Source organism: Streptomyces sp. NPDC054783 (genome assembly GCF_053611725.1).
Window position 1 is genome coordinate 1 of sequence record NZ_JBSHAY010000023.1, and the last position, 15,392, is coordinate 15,392.

A 15,392-nucleotide genomic window follows, 5' to 3' on the forward strand; every position below is an offset into this window, starting at 1 on the left:
CGGCCGGGGCAGAGCGATGGGTCCCGGCGCCGTGTTCCCCGCACTGGGCGGGCCGGCGTCAGCGGTCGGCGCGCGGCCGGGTGAGGGTGAAGCGGTCGACGGGGACGAGGTCGCCGTAAGGTCCGCTGACGGTGTAGTAGGTGACGTGGATCGAGGTCGTGCCGCCGGGACGGCCGGGGTCGACCTCGAACGCGGCGAAGCCGTAGGAGTGTTCGGCGTCGCGCACCGCCGACCAGGGGGCGTCCTCGATGACGTAGACGGGCGGGCGTTTGCCGGTCGCCGGGTCGGCCGGGCCCACCTCGGTGATCACCCGGCACTGCGGGGTGGGGAAGAGGAGCTGGTTGGAGGGTGCCGAGGTGCCACCCCCGCCGATCACCATGTGCACGGTGCCCTTGGTGGTGTCGACGGTGTGCGTGTCGGTGGCGGCCGGGACCGGGGTGCGGGTGTCGTTGGGCTGCTGGCCACGGATGGGGTGCGAGCGCTCGTAGTGGTGCTCGTGGCCGCAGACGACCAGGTCGACGCCGTAGCGGTCGAACAGCGGTACCCACTCCTCACGGATGCCGAGGTCGGCGCCGTTGAACTTGTCGGCGGTCGAGATCACCACCTGGTGCATGCACACGACGACCCAGTCGATGTCGGGGTTCGCGCGGGCGGCGGCGAGTTCGGTCTCCAGCCAGCGCTTCTGCGCGCCGCCGGAGTAGCCGTGGACGTAGGAGTTTCCCCCGTCCTGCAGAGCGACGTCGTCGTTGTTGAGGCTGATCACCCTTACCGATCCCGCGGTGAACGCGTACCACAGGCCGTGCAGTTCCGCGTCGGCTCCGGCGTCGGGCAGGCTGAAGTAGGTCTGGTAGGCGCCGTAGCCGATGGGGCCGTTGCCGAGTTCGTTCTCGTGGTTGCCGGCGGCCGGCATCCAGGGCCGGTGGCGGGCCGAGCGGGAGTTGTTCTCGAACCAGTCGGACCAGGTGCGCACCCGGTCGGTGGACAGGTTGGCGTAGCAGAGGTCCCCGTTGACCAGGTGGAACAGGGGAGCGATCCGCTCGACGCCGGCGGTGGTGTCGCCGGCGGCCGGGGAGCCGAGGTTGTCGCTGACGTAGATGCCGTCGGCGTTCTTCCGGCCGAGACTCGGTGTGCCCTGGTCACCGAAGCTGGTGAAGGTGAACGCCGATCGGCCGCGCGGGGCGGTGCGTACGGTGCCGAACTCGGCCTGCGCACCCTCGTGCACGGCGGCGTAGACGTAGTCGCTGTCCGGCCTGAGGCCGCGCAGCCGGGCGTGGTGCACCTGTACCTCGGTGCCCGACTTGGCGTCGCGGTACGTCGTGGTCTGCGCGGCGACGGTACGGCCGAGGCCGCCGGCCGGGGTGCCGAGCAGCACGCGGGGCCGGGACACGGAAGCGGTGGTGTGCCAGGAGACCACGACCTCACGGGAGGCGTCGGCACCGAACTGCAGATGCAGCCCGGCGACCCGCGGTGCTCCGAGGGCGCCCGGCTTCTCCCACAGCACCGGGCTCGCCGCGGCGGGCGTGGCACCGACCGGCCCGATCGCACCGGCCAGCCCTGCCCCGGACGCACCCGCCAGCAGCGCGCGTCTGCTGGGGCCTGAACGGACAACAGAGTCAGGAGAGTTCATGGGCGTCGATTCTTACGGGGCGCCGGTGAACGGCACGGTGAGATCCGGGTGAACGAACCGCCAAACGGGACAAGCCGGTGCCGCCGCGGCAGGTCATCGGCGGGCCAAGAGTGATCCAAATGAGGGACATGCATTCCGACTTCCGGACGGAATCGCCGGGTACCGGCCATCCCCGGAGGAACCGAGCGTGGACGGCAGGCCCGATGACGCGCACCGTGCGTGAACGCCCCGCGTCGGCAGCCAGGTCCGGCGTGCGAGACGGCTGCGACCGGGGATCGCCAGTCCCGGCGCAGGCCCGGCCGGAATGCCTCCTTGCTGCGGCGGGCGTGCGTCGCCATACTCGACGGCGTTTGGCATGGCCACGTCGGATCTGTGGGCCGGCGTCCCCGTGCCTTCCATCCCTCCGGCCCCGGCTCACTGAGTGAACGGGGCAACCCCCACTGGAGGCCTCACATGACGCAACGTCGCACAGCTCTCACCACCCGCGGGCTCACCGGAGCGACTGCCGTGGTCCTCACCGCCGGCGCCGCGCTGCTCCCCGGCTCGGCCACGGCCGCCGCCACCGCTCCGGCCGCGGCCCGTGCCGCGGCCACCGCGAACCTCGTCGCCCGCCTGGGCGACCGTGCCGCCGGCTCCTACTACGACGCGGCGGCCCGCCGGTTCGTCGTCGACATCACCGATCCGGCCGCGGCCGGCCAGGTCCGCAACGCCGGTGCCGTGCCCAGAACCGTGCGCTACTCCACGGCCCAACTCCAAGGCACGCTCGGCACCTTGAACCAGCGGGCCCGAATCGCGGGCACCGCCTGGGCGATCGACCCCCGTCAGGACAAGGTGGTCGTGACCGTCGACCCGACGGTCACCGGGGCGAAGCGCAACCGGCTGCGCACCGTGGTCGACTCGCTCGGCGACAAGGTGGTCGTACGTCGGGCCGCCTCCGCGTTCAAGCCGTTCGTCGCGGGCGGCGACGCCATCTGGGGCAGCGGTGTCCGCTGCTCCCTCGGCTTCAATGTGACGGTGAACGACGCGCCGTACTTCCTCACCGCCGGGCACTGCGGCAACGCTTCCTCGACCTGGTCCGACTCGCAGGGCGGCGACGAGGTCGGCCAGACCGTCGACTCCCAGTTCCCCGGCACCGACTACGCCCTGGTCCAGTACGACGACGCGAACAGCGACCACTCGAGCGCCGTCGACCTCTACGACGGCAGCAGCCAGCAGATCACCCACGCCGCCGACGCCTACGTGGGCGAACCGGTCGAGCGCAGCGGCAGCACCTCGGGTGTCCACGGTGGGACGGTCAACGGACTGGACGCGACGGTGAACTATGAGGAGGGCACGGTCTCCGGACTCATCGACACCGATGTGTGCGCCGAGCCCGGCGACAGCGGCGGCGCGCTCTTCGACGGCGACGCGGCCATCGGGCTGACCTCGGGTGGCAGCGGTGACTGCAGTTCTGGGGGCGAGACCTTCTTCCAGCCGGTGCCGGCGGCGCTGAGCGCGGAGGGCGCGACGCTTCCGTAGCCCGGCGACCGTACGTCTCCGGCCAGCTCGGAACGCCTCAACCGGCCCTGCTGCGAGTCCGGTTGAGGCTGGCTGCCGCAGCGTGGCCGATGGACTGACCAACGCGGGCCACCACGTCGTCATGGCCGTGGCCGCATCGGCCACATGCGGCTCGGCGTCGGCGGCACATCGGGAACGGCAGCCGACGTTCACGGAGGTCACGGGCAGCCGGCCGCCGGGCCGCGCCGTGGACACCCGGAAGATCTCGGCCGCCGCCGGCTGCCGTTGGGCCTCGGCCCACTCGCTGGTCCGGGAGTCGGGCGTCGTTGATCACGATGGTGGCGTCGGACGGGGTCGCCGCAGCGACCTGGTCCTCGTCGGCGACATCGGGGCGCAGCGTCTCGACCCCCGCCTGCGGAGCATTCCCTTGCGCGTCCTCGGTTCGGTGCGCGAGCGCGTGGGATCGACCCTCGATGTGGTGGCCACCTGCGAGGAACTGGTGCAGGCGGTGGTGCCGGATCTTGCCGACATCGCCGTGTGTGCCGTTCCCGACGCCTTACGTGCTGACGCTGACCGACCTCAAGCCCCGCCTCGTTTCCCTGAGCCCCGAACCGCCCTGACTGGCGGCCGTCCCACCGCGCGCCGAGGCGATCCGGGTCTCCGGTGCCCACAGCCTGGTCACCACACCCCTGACTCTGCGGGGAAGCGTGCTGGGACCGATGAGCCTGTACCGCACCGACCAGGGTGACACCTACGACAAGGGCGATGTCACCATCGCCTTGACGATCCAGCGCCACCTGCTGCTTTGCCGGGCCGTGCCGCGGACGACCGTTGAAACCGCGCACATGCGCGTGCCCTCCGAAGAGGGCGGAGGCGGCGGGTTCGACATCTTCTCCCTCTCCGGCGCCCGTACCGCGCTGGTGGTCGGCGCAGTAGCCGGCCAAGGCACCTCGTTCTCCCCCGGCCCACCTTCGGTCGGGGCGAACTCCGGCTCGCCGAAGTCACCCCACGCCGGTGAACCGTGGCCGCAGGACGAGGTTGCCGCGCCCGAGCGACCGGACGGCAGCGATTCCAGCAAGCGGCCCGCACTTGCCCGTGGTGCCACACTGGTGAGCGCAAGAACGCCACCGGACACCGGGCGCGGCCTTGGCACGACTGCGCTCGTGTCGACTCCGGCCGAGGCCATCGCAACCTCCTCAGGCCGGATCTGCCGTTTGAACAGGCGACAGGCGTGCCACCAGTCGCTGAGTGGCTCTCGTCCCGGAACGGCGTGCCAGGGAAGACTGCAGATCTGACGCCGTGCTTGAAGGAGATGTGATGCAGGTAGCCGTGGTCACCTTCGACGGGTTCAACGAACTCGACAGCTTCATCGCTTCCGCGCTGATCAATCGATGCTCCAAGGACGGCCTGGAAGCCTTCATCACGACACCGACACCGGTGGTCACGTCGATGAACGGAGTGAAGGTGACCGGGCAGCGCCCGATGGAGTTCGTGACCGAAGCCGAAGTCGTGCTGATCGGTAGTGGCGTGAAGACACGAGATGTGGTCGCCGACGACCGGCTGATCTCCCGGCTGCCGCTCGATCCTTCGCGACAGCTCGTCGGTGCGCAATGCTCCGGCGCGCTGGTGCTCGCCCGGCTGGGGTTGCTCGACGGCATGCCGGCTTGCACCGACATGAAGAGCCGGCCTCTTGTCGAAGCCTGTGGCGTGACCGTGCTGGACGCGCCGTTCCACACCGAGGGGAACATCGCCACGGCAGGAGGCTGCCTGGCGTCCCAGTACCTCGCCACCTGGGTGATCACCCGCATGCTCGGGGAGGACGCTGCGCGCGAGGTCATCGGCTACGTTGCTCCGGTCGGCGAAAACCAGGAGACCATCGAACGCGCCGTGCGCGCCGTCCACACGGGAGCGGTCGCACTGCGCTGAGGTCCCGTGATCAGTCTCGGTACGATGAAGATCCACCACTTGAAGCTGTCTGGTCACGGCCCGCTGTGAGGGGGCGGTCGGTGCTGGTCACGGGCGATTGTCGGAATTCAGGCTCTCGTCCGGCGCATCACGGGTCCGCGGATTCCCCCGGCGCCGCACTCAGGAGACCAAATGAACGAACTGCTCACCGAGGCGATCGAAGCCCACGGCGGGAAGGCCCGCTGGCGCCGGCTGACCCAGGCGCGAGCCACCCTTGTCAGCGGCGGTCATCTGTTCGCCGTGAAAGGTCTGCCGCAGGATCCCGCGCCGCGCGAGATGACCGTTCTCCTCCACGAGGAGCACGCGTCGGTCAGGCCCTTCGGAGCTCCTGACCAGAAGACCGACTTCATGCCCGGACGTGTGAGCATCGACAAGCTCGACGGGCGGGTGGTGGCCGAACGCGAGGACCCACGGTCGTCCTTCAGCGGCCACACCCTGGAGACCCCTTGGGACCCGCTGGACCGCGCCTACTTCAACGGTTACGCCCTGTGGACCTACCTCACCACCCCGTTCCTGCTGGCCATGCCCGGTTTCACGGTCACCGAGATCGAGCCGTGGCGGGAAGGAGACGAGTTCTGGCGAGGACTGCGCGCCACGTTTCCACCCGAGATCGCCAGCCACAGCACCCACCAGGACTTCTACTTCGGCCCCGACCGGCTGTTGCGCCGACACGACTATCACGTCGATGTGGCAGGCGGATTCGCCGCCGCGCAGTACGTCTACGACTGCGTGGAAGCGGACGGCATCGTGCTGCCCACCAAGCGCCGGGCGTACCGCCGCGACGCCGATGGCCACCCCACCCTCGACCAGGTCATGGTCTCGATCGACCTCAGCGACATCCACTTCAGCTGACAGCACGGAGAACATCTGGCCGATGTGCTCGATGGCGGTGAGGAGTTCGTCCACGATGCCTTCGGCCTCATCGGGGTCGGCAGGCAGGGGAACGCCCGAGCTGGTTCGGTGAGTATGTCGGCATGGGCACCGTGTCGGACGATGCCAAGGTCTCGCATGCGCCGGCTGTGATGGCGCTCTTTGCCGGCGGCTCTGGCCGTAGTTCCGTGAAAGCGCAGGTCAGTGACGGGAAGACACCATCCGTCCCTCGGTGTCCGTACCGCCGCGATCAATGCGCTCCGGGACGTAGGGACAGTGGTCGGCTGCCGCGTGGTGATCGACGGCTCGGCCGGATCACGCCTGGAACTCGGTGAGATCGATGGCGTGAACGCGCAGTGGGTGGCCGTACACCGGGTGTACCGTCTCCCGCTCGGGCACCATGCCGAGCTTGCGGATGACGTTCTCGGAGGCGATGTCCTCCACCCGGTTGATGCTGATGACGCGGTCCAGGCCGCGGTCCTGGAGCGCGAACTCCAGCGTGGCGTGCGCGGCTTCGGACGCGTATCCCTGGCCCCAGAACTGTGAGCCGAGCCGCCAGCTGATCGCCACGGCGGGCATCACCTCCGGCAGGAACTCGGGCACGGACAGTCCCGTGAAGCCGATCAGTTCGCCCGAGGCCAGCAGCTCGACGGCGAAGAGTCCGAAGCCCTCCTCATCCCACTCCTCCTCCCATCGCTCGATGGCCTCGGCCGTGTGGTCCAGGTCGCGCACCGAGCCGTCGTCGATCCAGCGCATGACCCGTGGGTCCGCGTTGATGTCCGCCATCGGCGCGAGGTCGTCGTCGTGCCAGCTACGGAGGAGGAGACGGGGTGTGCGGATCTCGGTCATGCACCCATACTGCCGAAGCCAAGCGCCTCATCGGTAATCCGGCGCTCACCCGCGCGGCCGCTCCGGAAGCCGGCACCTTTTTGTCGACCCGGTCGGCCAAGGCGCGTCAGTGGTGGTGGCCGTGCCGGTCGAGGGTCTCCACGGGTGTCGCGCCGGGGCGGGCCACTGTGGTACGGGGATGCGGCTCGGGCCCCAGGTGGCGTTCCCGCCTCGGTGACGGGGCCTGGGTCTGGCGGATGACCGGGTTCTCGTCCCGTCGGCTAGCTCGGAGAAACGGGGAAGAGCAGGCAGCTGCTGGTGGCATGGGCGAGCAGGCGGTCCTCGGAATCCAACAGGTCGGCTTGTGCGAGGGCGGTGCGGCGGCCGTGGTTGAGGACGGTGCCGATGGCGCGGACCTTGCCGGTGTCGACCGTGATCGGCCGCAGGAACTTCACACTCAGGTCGAGCGAGGTGTATCCCATGCCCGCCGGAAGAACGGACTGCACGGCACAGCCCGCAGCCGAGTCGAGGAGAGTGGCGTAGACCCCGCCATGGACACTGCCGATGGGGTTGTAGTGCTCCTCGCCCGGTTCCAGGGCGAAGACGGCGCTGCCGAACTCAACCTGTTCCAGCGTGAATCCGAGGGTCGCGGCGATGGGCGGGGCGGGCAGGCGTCCGCACAGTACCCTGCGCAGGAAGTCGAGGCCGCTCTCCTGGCCGACGGCGGCCGCGGAGACGCTCGGATCCTGCCACTCGAACGTGCGTGACCTGCTCATCGACCTCTTCCTCCTGCTGTCTGTGGAAATAGAAGTTAGCCAGCCTCGTATCTGGCTGTCAACGTCGAAGTCAGCCTACGATGACCGCATGACCTGGCTGGAGACCAGTACGGAGAACTGCACGGTGCAGCGCACCCTCGACCTGATCGGCGAGAAGTGGTCGCTGCTGGTGTTGCGTGACGCCATGAACGGCGTGCACCGTTTCGATGACTTCCGTCGGCACGTGGGACTTTCGGAGGCGGTGCTGGCGGACCGGCTGCGCAAACTGGTGGCCGCGGGGATCCTGGAGACCGTCCCGTACCGCGAGCCCGGACACCGCACTCGCCACGAGTACCGGCTCACCCGGAAGGGCTGGGACCTGTGGCCCGTGATGATCGCCCTGAAGCAGTGGGGCGATCGCTACACCGCTGACCCGGAGGGGCCGCCGCTGGAGGTGCGTCACCGTGACTGCGGCGAGCAGGTGGAAGCCGTCGTCATCTGCACGGGCGATCACGGGCCGCTCGGCCCACGACAGGCGTACACGCGCCCTGGCGCCTCCGCACACGCCGTGACCTGAAGGGCGCCGACCTTCCGGGAGGTGCCGGGGACGCCTCGCACACAGCACTTCCGGTGCCGCTCGGGACCCTGGACCGAGTGGGTGTCTTCCGGCGTGCCGGACGCTGACGTGTCCCGGGTGTTCGCGGGCGGCTCTTAGCCTCGGCGACATGCTGGGGCTTCCTGCTCATGTCCGTGCCTGCCTTTTCGACCTCGACGGGGTGCTCACGCAGACCGCGAAGGTGCACGCGGCAGCGTGGAAGGAGATGTTCGACGGCTACCTCCACGAGCGTGCGACGCGTGAGGGGACCGCGTTCGTGCCGTTCGACGCGGTCGGTGACTACGACGAGTACGTGGACGGGCGCCCCCGTGCGGACGGCGTGCGCACGTTTCTCGCCGCACGCGGGATCGAGCTGCCCGAGGGATCGCCGGAGGACCCGCCGGGGGCCGAGACCGTGAACGGGCTGGGCAACCGGAAGAACGAGCTGGTGCTGCGGCGGATCCGCGAGGACGGCGTCGAGCCGTACGAGGGATCGGTCCGGTTCGTGCACGCCGTCCGGGAGGCCGGTCTGCGCTGCGCGGTGGTGTCGTCCAGCGCGAACTGCCGGGACGTCCTGGTGGCGGCCGGCATCGAGGACCTGTTCGACGAGCGGATCGACGGAGTGGTGGCGCGTGAGCGCCGGCTCCGGGGCAAGCCGGCTCCGGACACCTACCTGGAGGCGGCCCGAGGCCTGGCGACGGATCCGTACGAAGCGGCGGTGTTCGAGGACGCCCTGGCCGGCGTCGAGGCGGGCCGAGCGGGCCGGTTCGGTGCCGTCGTGGGGGTCGACAGGGTGGGCCAGGCGGAGCAGCTGCGGGCGCACGGCGCCGATGTGGTGGTCCGCGACCTGGGCGAACTTCTGGAGGCGCCGTGATCACCCATCCGAGCTTCACCGTCGAGCCGTGGTGCCTGCGCGAGACCGAGCTGAACCTGGACGTGCTCGCCCAGAGCGAGTCGGTGTTCGCACTGTCCAACGGGCACGTCGGATGGCGCGGCAACCTCGACGAGGGAGAACCGCACGGACTGCCCGGCGCGTACCTCAACGGCGTCTACGAGCAGCATCCACTGCCGTACGCGGAAGCCGGCTACGGATACCCCGAGTCCGGCCAGACGATGATCAACGTCACCGACGGCAAGGTCATCCGGCTGCTGGTCGACGACCACCCGTGCGATCTGCGCTACGGCAGGCTGCGCACGCACGAACGGGTTCTGGACTTCCGGACCGGTGTGCTCAGCCGCAACGCGCAGTGGACCTCGCCCGGCGGCCGTACGGTCCGGATCACCTCACGCCGGCTGGTGTCCTTCACCCAGCGAGCGGTGGCCGCGATCGTGTACGAGGTGGAGCCGATCGACGGGCCCACCACGGTGGCCGTACAGTCCGAGCTCGTCGCCAACGAACAGCTGCCCCGCTTCGAGGGCGACCCGCGTGTCGCCGCCGCGACCGAGTCACCGCTGGTGCCCGAGGAACACTTCGCGCAGGAGACCAGGCTGCGGCTCGTGCACTGCACCGGGCGCAGCCGACTGCGGGTCGCGGCTGCTGCCGACCATCTCGTCGACGGACCCGAGAGCACGAGCTGGACAGCACAGAGCGAGTCCGATGTCAGCCGGCTGACGGTGACGGCGGACCTCGTGCCCGGACAGCCGTTGCGACTGGTGAAGTTCGTGGCGTACGGATGGTCGGGGGAGCGTTCGCTGCCGGCCGTGCACGATCAGGTGGACGGAGCAGTGGCGGCCGCGGTCAGCACCGGCTGGGAAGGGCTCGTCGCCGCGCAGCGGGCGTACCTGGATCGCTTCTGGGACTGCGCGGACGTCGAGGTGGAGGGCGATGCGCAGATCCAGCAGGCGGTGCGGTTCGCTCTCTTCCATGTGCTCCAGGCGGCGGCCCGCGGCGAGAACCGGGCGATTCCCGCGAAGGGCCTGACCGGAACGGGTTACGACGGGCACTCCTTCTGGGACACCGAGTCCTATGTACTGCCCGTACTGTCGTACACCGCGCCGGGGGCCGTGGCATCGGCGCTGAGGGCGCGCCACCGGATGCTGCCGGCGGCGCGCGAACGCGCCCGTCAGCTGGGGCTCGCCGGAGCGGCGTTTCCCTGGCGGACGATCGACGGCGCCGAGTGCTCCGCCTACTGGCCGGCCGGGACCGCCGCCTTCCATGTCAACGCCGACATCGCCCTGGCCGCCGTACGGTACGTCATGGTGACCGGGGACGAGGACTTCGAGCGTGGCGAGGGACTCGACCTCCTCGTGGACACCGCCCGTCTGTGGCGGTCCCTGGGACACCATGACGCGGAAGGTGTCTTCCACATCGACGGGGTCACCGGCCCCGACGAGTACAGCGCCGTCGCCCGCGACAACCTGTACACCAATCTGATGGCCCGTCAGAACCTGCTCGCCGCCGCGAACGTGACCACGCGCCATACGGAACGCGCCGAGGAGCTCGGTGTCGACGAGGAGGAGGCCGCGGGGTGGCGGGACGCCGCGGCCCGCATGGCCATGCCGTACAACGAGTCCCTGGGTGTGCACGAGCAGTCGGCCGGTTTCACGACCTTCCAGCGCTGGGACTTCGAGGCGACCCCGCCCGAGAACTACCCTCTGCTGCTGCACTACCCCTACTTCGACCTGTATCGCAGGCAGGTGCTGAAGCAGGCCGACCTCGTCATGGCGATGATGGAGTGCCCGCACCTCTTCTCCGACGAGCAGAAGGCGCGCAATTTCGCCTACTACGAACCGCTGACCGTCCGGGACTCCTCCCTCTCGGCGTGCTGTCAGGCGGTGCTCGCCGCCGAGACCGGACATCTGCGGCTGGCCTACGCCTACCTGAGCGAGGCCGCGCTGATGGACCTGGACGACCTGGAGCACAACACCCGCGACGGGCTGCACATCGCCTCCCTCGCGGGAACCTGGATCGCCCTGGTCAATGGTTTCGGGGGCATGCGGCGGTACCTCAGCGACGAGGGCAGGCCGGACCCGCTGTCGTTCGCACCGCGCCTGCCCGAAGCGCTGTCCCGGGTGGCCTTCACGGTGCTGGTGTCCGGCCGCAGACTGAAGGTGGACATCGGCCCGTCCCAGGCGCGCTACCACTTGCTGGAAGGTGAACCGATGGCCTTCCTGCATCACGGAGAGCCGATGACCGTGACCGTCGATGCGCCGGTGGACTGCCCGTTGCCTCCCACGCCCACCCGCCCCGAGCCGCAGCAGCCGCCGGGCCGGCGTCCGGAGGGCCTTCCCGTGGGGGAGGAACACCGGGCGGAGACCCAGGAGTAGACGACGGCAGGTGAACCGGGCCAGGTGAACCGGGCGGTGGCTCGACGGCCTGGGCTCTCCGGAGCGCCCCCTCGTTCCGTGGCGCCACCGGCGTCGGTGCGCCTCGGGTGCAGGCGGTCGTGGACGACGCCCGTCGGCCTCCTCGGCGGTCACTCCTGCCACGCCGGCGGCCGGGCCGTCACCGCGGCCACGACAATGGCTTGCACGTCCGCGGTGTCCACGTCGTCGCGCACCGCCCCGGCCTGCTGGGCGCGGTCGAGGAGCGCGCCGCACCACTCGCGCAGCTGCGCCGTCGGCTCCTGATCACCGGCTGTGCCGGGCGGATCCGAGGACTGTGTCCCATCCTCTTTCCGCAGGCCACAGGGACACGGCGCGCGGTGGCAACTGGCGGCACGATGACGTGGTGACGCCTGAGCGTCACGCCCGTTCAGCGGGTTGTTACCCGGCCGCGGGGCGAGCAGCGTTAAAATTACCCAAATCGGTGCCCTGGCTTCCGGACCCGGGCTGCCGCTCGACCTGTACGACCCTGGGGAGCGGCACAGTGGCGAGGTCTTCTGAGGAACGCAGCGTCACACGCAATGCTGGTGTGCGGGGCAGGTTGCTGCCCGTGCTGCCTGCTCTGCTGCTGCTCATCGGCCTGGTCGTCGGCCTCGCTACGCCCCGCGATGTCAGGCCGGACGCCTTCCTCGCCACAGCCATGGTTTCTGCCGCGGCGCTGCTGCCCCTGTGGGGGACCGTGCTCATCGGGGTGGGCGCGTGCACGATCTTCGTCGGCTTGATGGTGGACTTCAATGGGCTGCGGGATGCGACCGCCTACTCCGAGCTGGCCACGCTCACCGCGATCGCGGCATTCGCCGTCTTCTTCAACCGCCTGCTCGACCGGCACGCCCATCAGCTGGTTCAGGTCCGCTCAGTGGCCGAGACCGCCCAGCTGGCGGTGCTGCATCCGGTACCGCGACACCTCGGGCACGTCACGCTCGAGAGCCTGTACCTGGCAGCCGCGGCGGAAGCCCGTATCGGCGGCGACCTGTACGAGGCGATACACACCCCGCACGGCGTACGGCTGCTCATCGGCGACGTACGCGGCAAGGGCCTGCTCGCGATCCAGACCGCCGCGACGCTGCTCAGCGCCTTCCGTGAGGCCGCCCACGACGCGCCGGACCTGCCCCACCTCGCGCGCCGCCTGGAGACGAGCATGAGCCGCCATGCCTCCCAGTACCCGGGCGTCCCGGGCTCGGAGATCGCTGAACGCTTCATCACCGCTCTCCTTGCCGAGATCCCGGACGATGAGCCGGTGGTCCGGACCGTCACCTGCGGCCACCCGCCCCCGCTGCTGCTGCACCACGGCGGGGTCCGGGAGCTTCAGCCCGCCGCTCCCTCGCCGCCGCTCAACCTGGGCATGCTGATGAGCGACGGCTACCACGTCGACCTCGCCCCGTTCCACCCTGGGGACAAGCTCCTGCTGTACACCGACGGGGTCACCGAGACCCGCGACCGCTCCGGCGCCTTCTACCCGCTTGCCGAACGCATCCGCTCGTGGAGCAGCGAGTCACCCCACCAGCTCCTCCACCACCTCCACCGCGACCTGATCGCCTACAGCGGCGGTGCACTCGACGACGACATCGCTGCCCTCCTCGCCCAGCGGCACCCGGGCCGCTGAGCCACAGAACGCGTCGAGCTCCACGACGCGCGATCCGGCTGCGCGCCGGGGTGAGGAGTTCGGGAGGGTCGTGCCGCTGCTGCCCGCCGGGCGGCGAAGAGCCTGGCGTTCATGGCCCGCCGGCGTGCTGATCGCGGCGGTCACTCGACCGGGGCTCGGTACACCGCCCCACTGACGGACAGATCGCCCCCGAACTGGGCGATCTGCGCAACGGTCGCGTTGCTGAACGAGAGCGTGCGGGCGGGAACGGCAGGGTGGGACAACCAGCTCGGTACGGCATCGGGGGTGATGGTGACGGTTCGGTCGGCCGGGAGCGGGGCGCCGCCGAGGCCTGTGACCGTGCCGGACAGCTTGCGCACATAGAAGGTCACCACACCGCCGCTGCCTTTGCCTCTGAGGGTGGCCGTGCTCCTGGCTCCGGCTCGCAGCCGCATCGCGGCGCGGCCACGGCCTGCGGTCACGTCGAGGTCGACGGCGGTCACCGATCCGGCCGTGAACTTCAGCACCCGCACGGCCCCAGCCTCGGTGCGCACGGTGACCACACCCTCGAAGCGGGCCCCGCGAACTACGAGCCTGTCGCTTCGCAGTTCCCAGGAGGGGTTCGCGGGACGGACGGGTGGCCGATCGAGCGGTGCCTCGGAGGGAGCCGGCGGCGCGCTCGTGGCTGCTCGTGCGGTGCTCACGGATGCCCGCGCGGAGCTCGACGGCGTCGGTGTGCTACTCGCCTGTGTCGGCCCGGTGTCCGTGGGCGTCGGTGTGCCGCTCGCCTGTGTCGGTCCGACGTCCGTGGGCGTCGGTGTGAAGGTCGAGGGGGTCTCGGATCCGGTGGTGGTGTCTGCGGGGGCCAGGAGCGTCTTCGTCGCCATGGGCGTGGTGAGGTGCAGGGCCAGGGGGACGGCTGCCGCGGCCAGTGTGCAGACAATGGGGCGCTGCACTCGGCCGATCATGCGGCTGCGCTTGTCACTTGTCACGTTGGCTCTCCCGCCGCCGGAACGGCTGTGGAGGCGCTGTGCGTCGCAGTCGTGGTCGCAGTCGCTCCAGTGGCCGTCGGCGGCTCGGCGGCGGTGGGCGGGATCCAGGCACAGGCCAAGGAGCCGCCGATCAGGGCGGAGATCAGTCCGAGCAGGAAGCCCCCGAAGTTTGCGACGGGGAAGGAGACGAGGGCGAGCAGCAGGGTGGCGATGCCGGCGAATACGCGAAGGCGCTGCTGGTACCAGAGGCTGAGGCCCAGGGCCATGAGCAGAATGCCGATGACCAGGGATCCGGCGCCCGAGGTGGTCGACAAGGCCAGCGGCACTGCGCCGAGATCAAGGTGCGCGTATGGCAGATACAGGATGGGGAGGCTCGCCTGGAAGGTGAACACCCCGGCCCAGAAGGGGCGCTCACCGCGCCAGGTTCTGAACCTGCGCCGGGCATCGGCGGCCGTGAAGCGCGGTCTCGCGGGGCGGCGGAGGGAGTCGATGAACACGTGTCCTGTCCTGATCAGGGTGGGGCGAGAACATTCCGGCTCGGATGACGACGGGCCTGGGGCGCGTACGACGCGCCGCCCGGTCAGAAGCATTCGTGGCGGCCCTGCTTGAGCTGCTCGTAGAGGCCGGGGATGCTGAACGTGCCGGCCGAGACCGCGATCGCCGTCACGCGCACGTTGGTCAGCGTGGCCGACACGGCCTGCTGCCCGACACCGTTGGGGTCGAAGAACCGGGAGTCCCTGTCGCCCGGATCGACCGGTCCCTTGGTGATCGCACCCTGTGCGACACCGGTGTCGATCCCTCTGAAATCCGCCTGTCCGATCAACTCGGATGTCGCGTTGATGAACAGGTTCGTCGCCTCGGCCGGATGCTCGTTGCCGCCGGTGAGTCTCAACGTCTGTGGGCCCAGTACCGGGATGTCGACCACCACGGACTGGCACAATCCGCTGACCGTGGCGTGTCGCGCTCCAATGACCATGACCGGCACGGGGCTGCCCTTCTTGGGCACGTCCACCATGCCGTAGAGGCTGAAGCCGCGCATGGTCAGCGTGTCCGCGGTCACCTGGAATCGCTGGCCGGAGACGAAGAAGGACGCGGCCAGGGCTCCCTGTGCCATGGCGACGGCGAGGGCTGCGGAGGCCACGATGCCGGGGATCAGGACGGCGGCGAAGCGCCTCCAGCAGGTTCTGCCGGCGTGGTGCAAGATCCCATCTCCTCCGGTTGTGAGGTGAATCCGCCCGTGCCCGGCAGGGCGGACGACACCCCTTCGTCCGGTGCCGGATCCTAGGCTTCCGGAAGCGTCAACCGGCGGCACGCCAGGTCCGCCGTACGAGTGTTGTGACTCTTGTTGGGCCCTACG

General features: G+C 69.9%; 15 protein-coding genes. 8 read left to right on the forward strand and 7 right to left on the reverse strand.

The window, feature by feature from the left end:
• Positions 1 to 58: 58 nt before the first annotated feature.
• Positions 59 to 1,627 carry a purple acid phosphatase family protein gene (locus ACWGJ5_RS31650; protein WP_453313058.1) on the reverse strand — a complete coding sequence of 523 codons (1,569 nt, stop codon included), beginning with the start codon at positions 1,625 to 1,627 and terminating at the stop codon, positions 59 to 61.
• A gap of 453 nt (positions 1,628 to 2,080) precedes the next feature.
• On the opposite strand from ACWGJ5_RS31650, the gene ACWGJ5_RS31655 reads away from it, so the two are divergent.
• The 4 genes from ACWGJ5_RS31655 (at position 2,081) to ACWGJ5_RS31670 (ending at position 5,941) form a co-directional block, all read left to right on the forward strand.
• Complete coding sequence (locus tag ACWGJ5_RS31655; RefSeq protein ID WP_453313059.1) at positions 2,081 to 3,145, forward strand: S1 family peptidase; 1,065 nt, start codon at positions 2,081 to 2,083, stop codon at positions 3,143 to 3,145.
• A 698-nt stretch (positions 3,146 to 3,843) separates the two neighbouring features.
• Positions 3,844 to 4,419 (forward strand): hypothetical protein, encoded by a 576-nt coding sequence (locus ACWGJ5_RS31660; RefSeq protein WP_453313060.1) that lies wholly within the window; start codon positions 3,844 to 3,846, stop codon positions 4,417 to 4,419.
• Between the two features lie 22 nt (positions 4,420 to 4,441).
• Entirely contained in the window at positions 4,442 to 5,050 is a 609-nt protein-coding gene (locus tag ACWGJ5_RS31665; RefSeq protein ID WP_453313061.1) for a DJ-1/PfpI family protein, read from the forward strand.
• A 171-nt stretch (positions 5,051 to 5,221) separates the two neighbouring features.
• Entirely contained in the window at positions 5,222 to 5,941 is a 720-nt protein-coding gene (locus tag ACWGJ5_RS31670) for a hypothetical protein (RefSeq protein ID WP_453313062.1), read from the forward strand.
• Between the two features lie 333 nt (positions 5,942 to 6,274).
• Here the strand turns inward: ACWGJ5_RS31670 and ACWGJ5_RS31675 are convergent, their stop codons facing one another.
• Both ACWGJ5_RS31675 and ACWGJ5_RS31680 read right to left on the reverse strand, forming a co-directional pair.
• Complete coding sequence (locus tag ACWGJ5_RS31675; RefSeq protein WP_453313063.1) at positions 6,275 to 6,808, reverse strand: GNAT family N-acetyltransferase; 534 nt, start codon at positions 6,806 to 6,808, stop codon at positions 6,275 to 6,277.
• Between the two features lie 260 nt (positions 6,809 to 7,068).
• Positions 7,069 to 7,563: a PaaI family thioesterase gene (locus ACWGJ5_RS31680; protein WP_453313064.1), complete on the reverse strand. Its 495-nt coding sequence runs from the start codon at positions 7,561 to 7,563 to the stop codon at positions 7,069 to 7,071.
• Positions 7,564 to 7,651: 88 nt separating this feature from the next.
• Here ACWGJ5_RS31680 and ACWGJ5_RS31685 point away from each other — a divergent pair, with 88 nt between their 5' ends.
• The 3 genes from ACWGJ5_RS31685 (at position 7,652) to ACWGJ5_RS31695 (ending at position 11,404) form a co-directional block, all read left to right on the forward strand.
• Complete coding sequence (locus tag ACWGJ5_RS31685) at positions 7,652 to 8,119, forward strand: winged helix-turn-helix transcriptional regulator (RefSeq protein ID WP_453313065.1); 468 nt, start codon at positions 7,652 to 7,654, stop codon at positions 8,117 to 8,119.
• Between the two features lie 148 nt (positions 8,120 to 8,267).
• Entirely contained in the window at positions 8,268 to 9,011 is a 744-nt protein-coding gene (locus ACWGJ5_RS31690) for an HAD family hydrolase (protein WP_453313066.1), read from the forward strand.
• On the forward strand, positions 9,008 to 11,404 hold the full coding sequence (locus ACWGJ5_RS31695) for a glycoside hydrolase family 65 protein (protein WP_453313067.1): 2,397 nt from the start codon (positions 9,008 to 9,010) through the stop codon (positions 11,402 to 11,404). The genes ACWGJ5_RS31690 and ACWGJ5_RS31695 overlap by 4 nt, the downstream gene beginning before the upstream one ends.
• A gap of 149 nt (positions 11,405 to 11,553) precedes the next feature.
• On the opposite strand, the gene ACWGJ5_RS31700 is transcribed toward ACWGJ5_RS31695, so the two are convergent.
• The gene (locus ACWGJ5_RS31700) at positions 11,554 to 11,946 is read right to left on the reverse strand and encodes an SbtR family transcriptional regulator (protein ID WP_453313169.1); all 393 of its coding nucleotides are present in this window, start codon (positions 11,944 to 11,946) and stop codon (positions 11,554 to 11,556) included.
• Between the two features lie 65 nt (positions 11,947 to 12,011).
• On the opposite strand from ACWGJ5_RS31700, the gene ACWGJ5_RS31705 reads away from it, so the two are divergent.
• Positions 12,012 to 13,064, forward strand: coding sequence for a PP2C family protein-serine/threonine phosphatase (locus ACWGJ5_RS31705; protein WP_453313068.1), 1,053 nt, complete (start codon positions 12,012 to 12,014; stop codon positions 13,062 to 13,064).
• Between the two features lie 140 nt (positions 13,065 to 13,204).
• Here ACWGJ5_RS31705 and ACWGJ5_RS31710 read toward each other — a convergent pair whose 3' ends face one another.
• The 3 genes from ACWGJ5_RS31710 to ACWGJ5_RS31720 all read right to left on the reverse strand — a co-directional run bounded on the left by ACWGJ5_RS31710 (position 13,205) and on the right by ACWGJ5_RS31720 (position 15,236).
• Positions 13,205 to 13,597 carry a hypothetical protein gene (locus tag ACWGJ5_RS31710; protein ID WP_453313069.1) on the reverse strand — a complete coding sequence of 131 codons (393 nt, stop codon included), beginning with the start codon at positions 13,595 to 13,597 and terminating at the stop codon, positions 13,205 to 13,207.
• A gap of 434 nt (positions 13,598 to 14,031) precedes the next feature.
• Positions 14,032 to 14,532 carry a DUF6114 domain-containing protein gene (locus ACWGJ5_RS31715; protein WP_453313070.1) on the reverse strand — a complete coding sequence of 167 codons (501 nt, stop codon included), beginning with the start codon at positions 14,530 to 14,532 and terminating at the stop codon, positions 14,032 to 14,034.
• An 83-nt stretch (positions 14,533 to 14,615) separates the two neighbouring features.
• Positions 14,616 to 15,236 carry a DUF6230 family protein gene (locus ACWGJ5_RS31720; RefSeq protein ID WP_453313071.1) on the reverse strand — a complete coding sequence of 207 codons (621 nt, stop codon included), beginning with the start codon at positions 15,234 to 15,236 and terminating at the stop codon, positions 14,616 to 14,618.
• Positions 15,237 to 15,392: the final 156 nt, after the last annotated feature.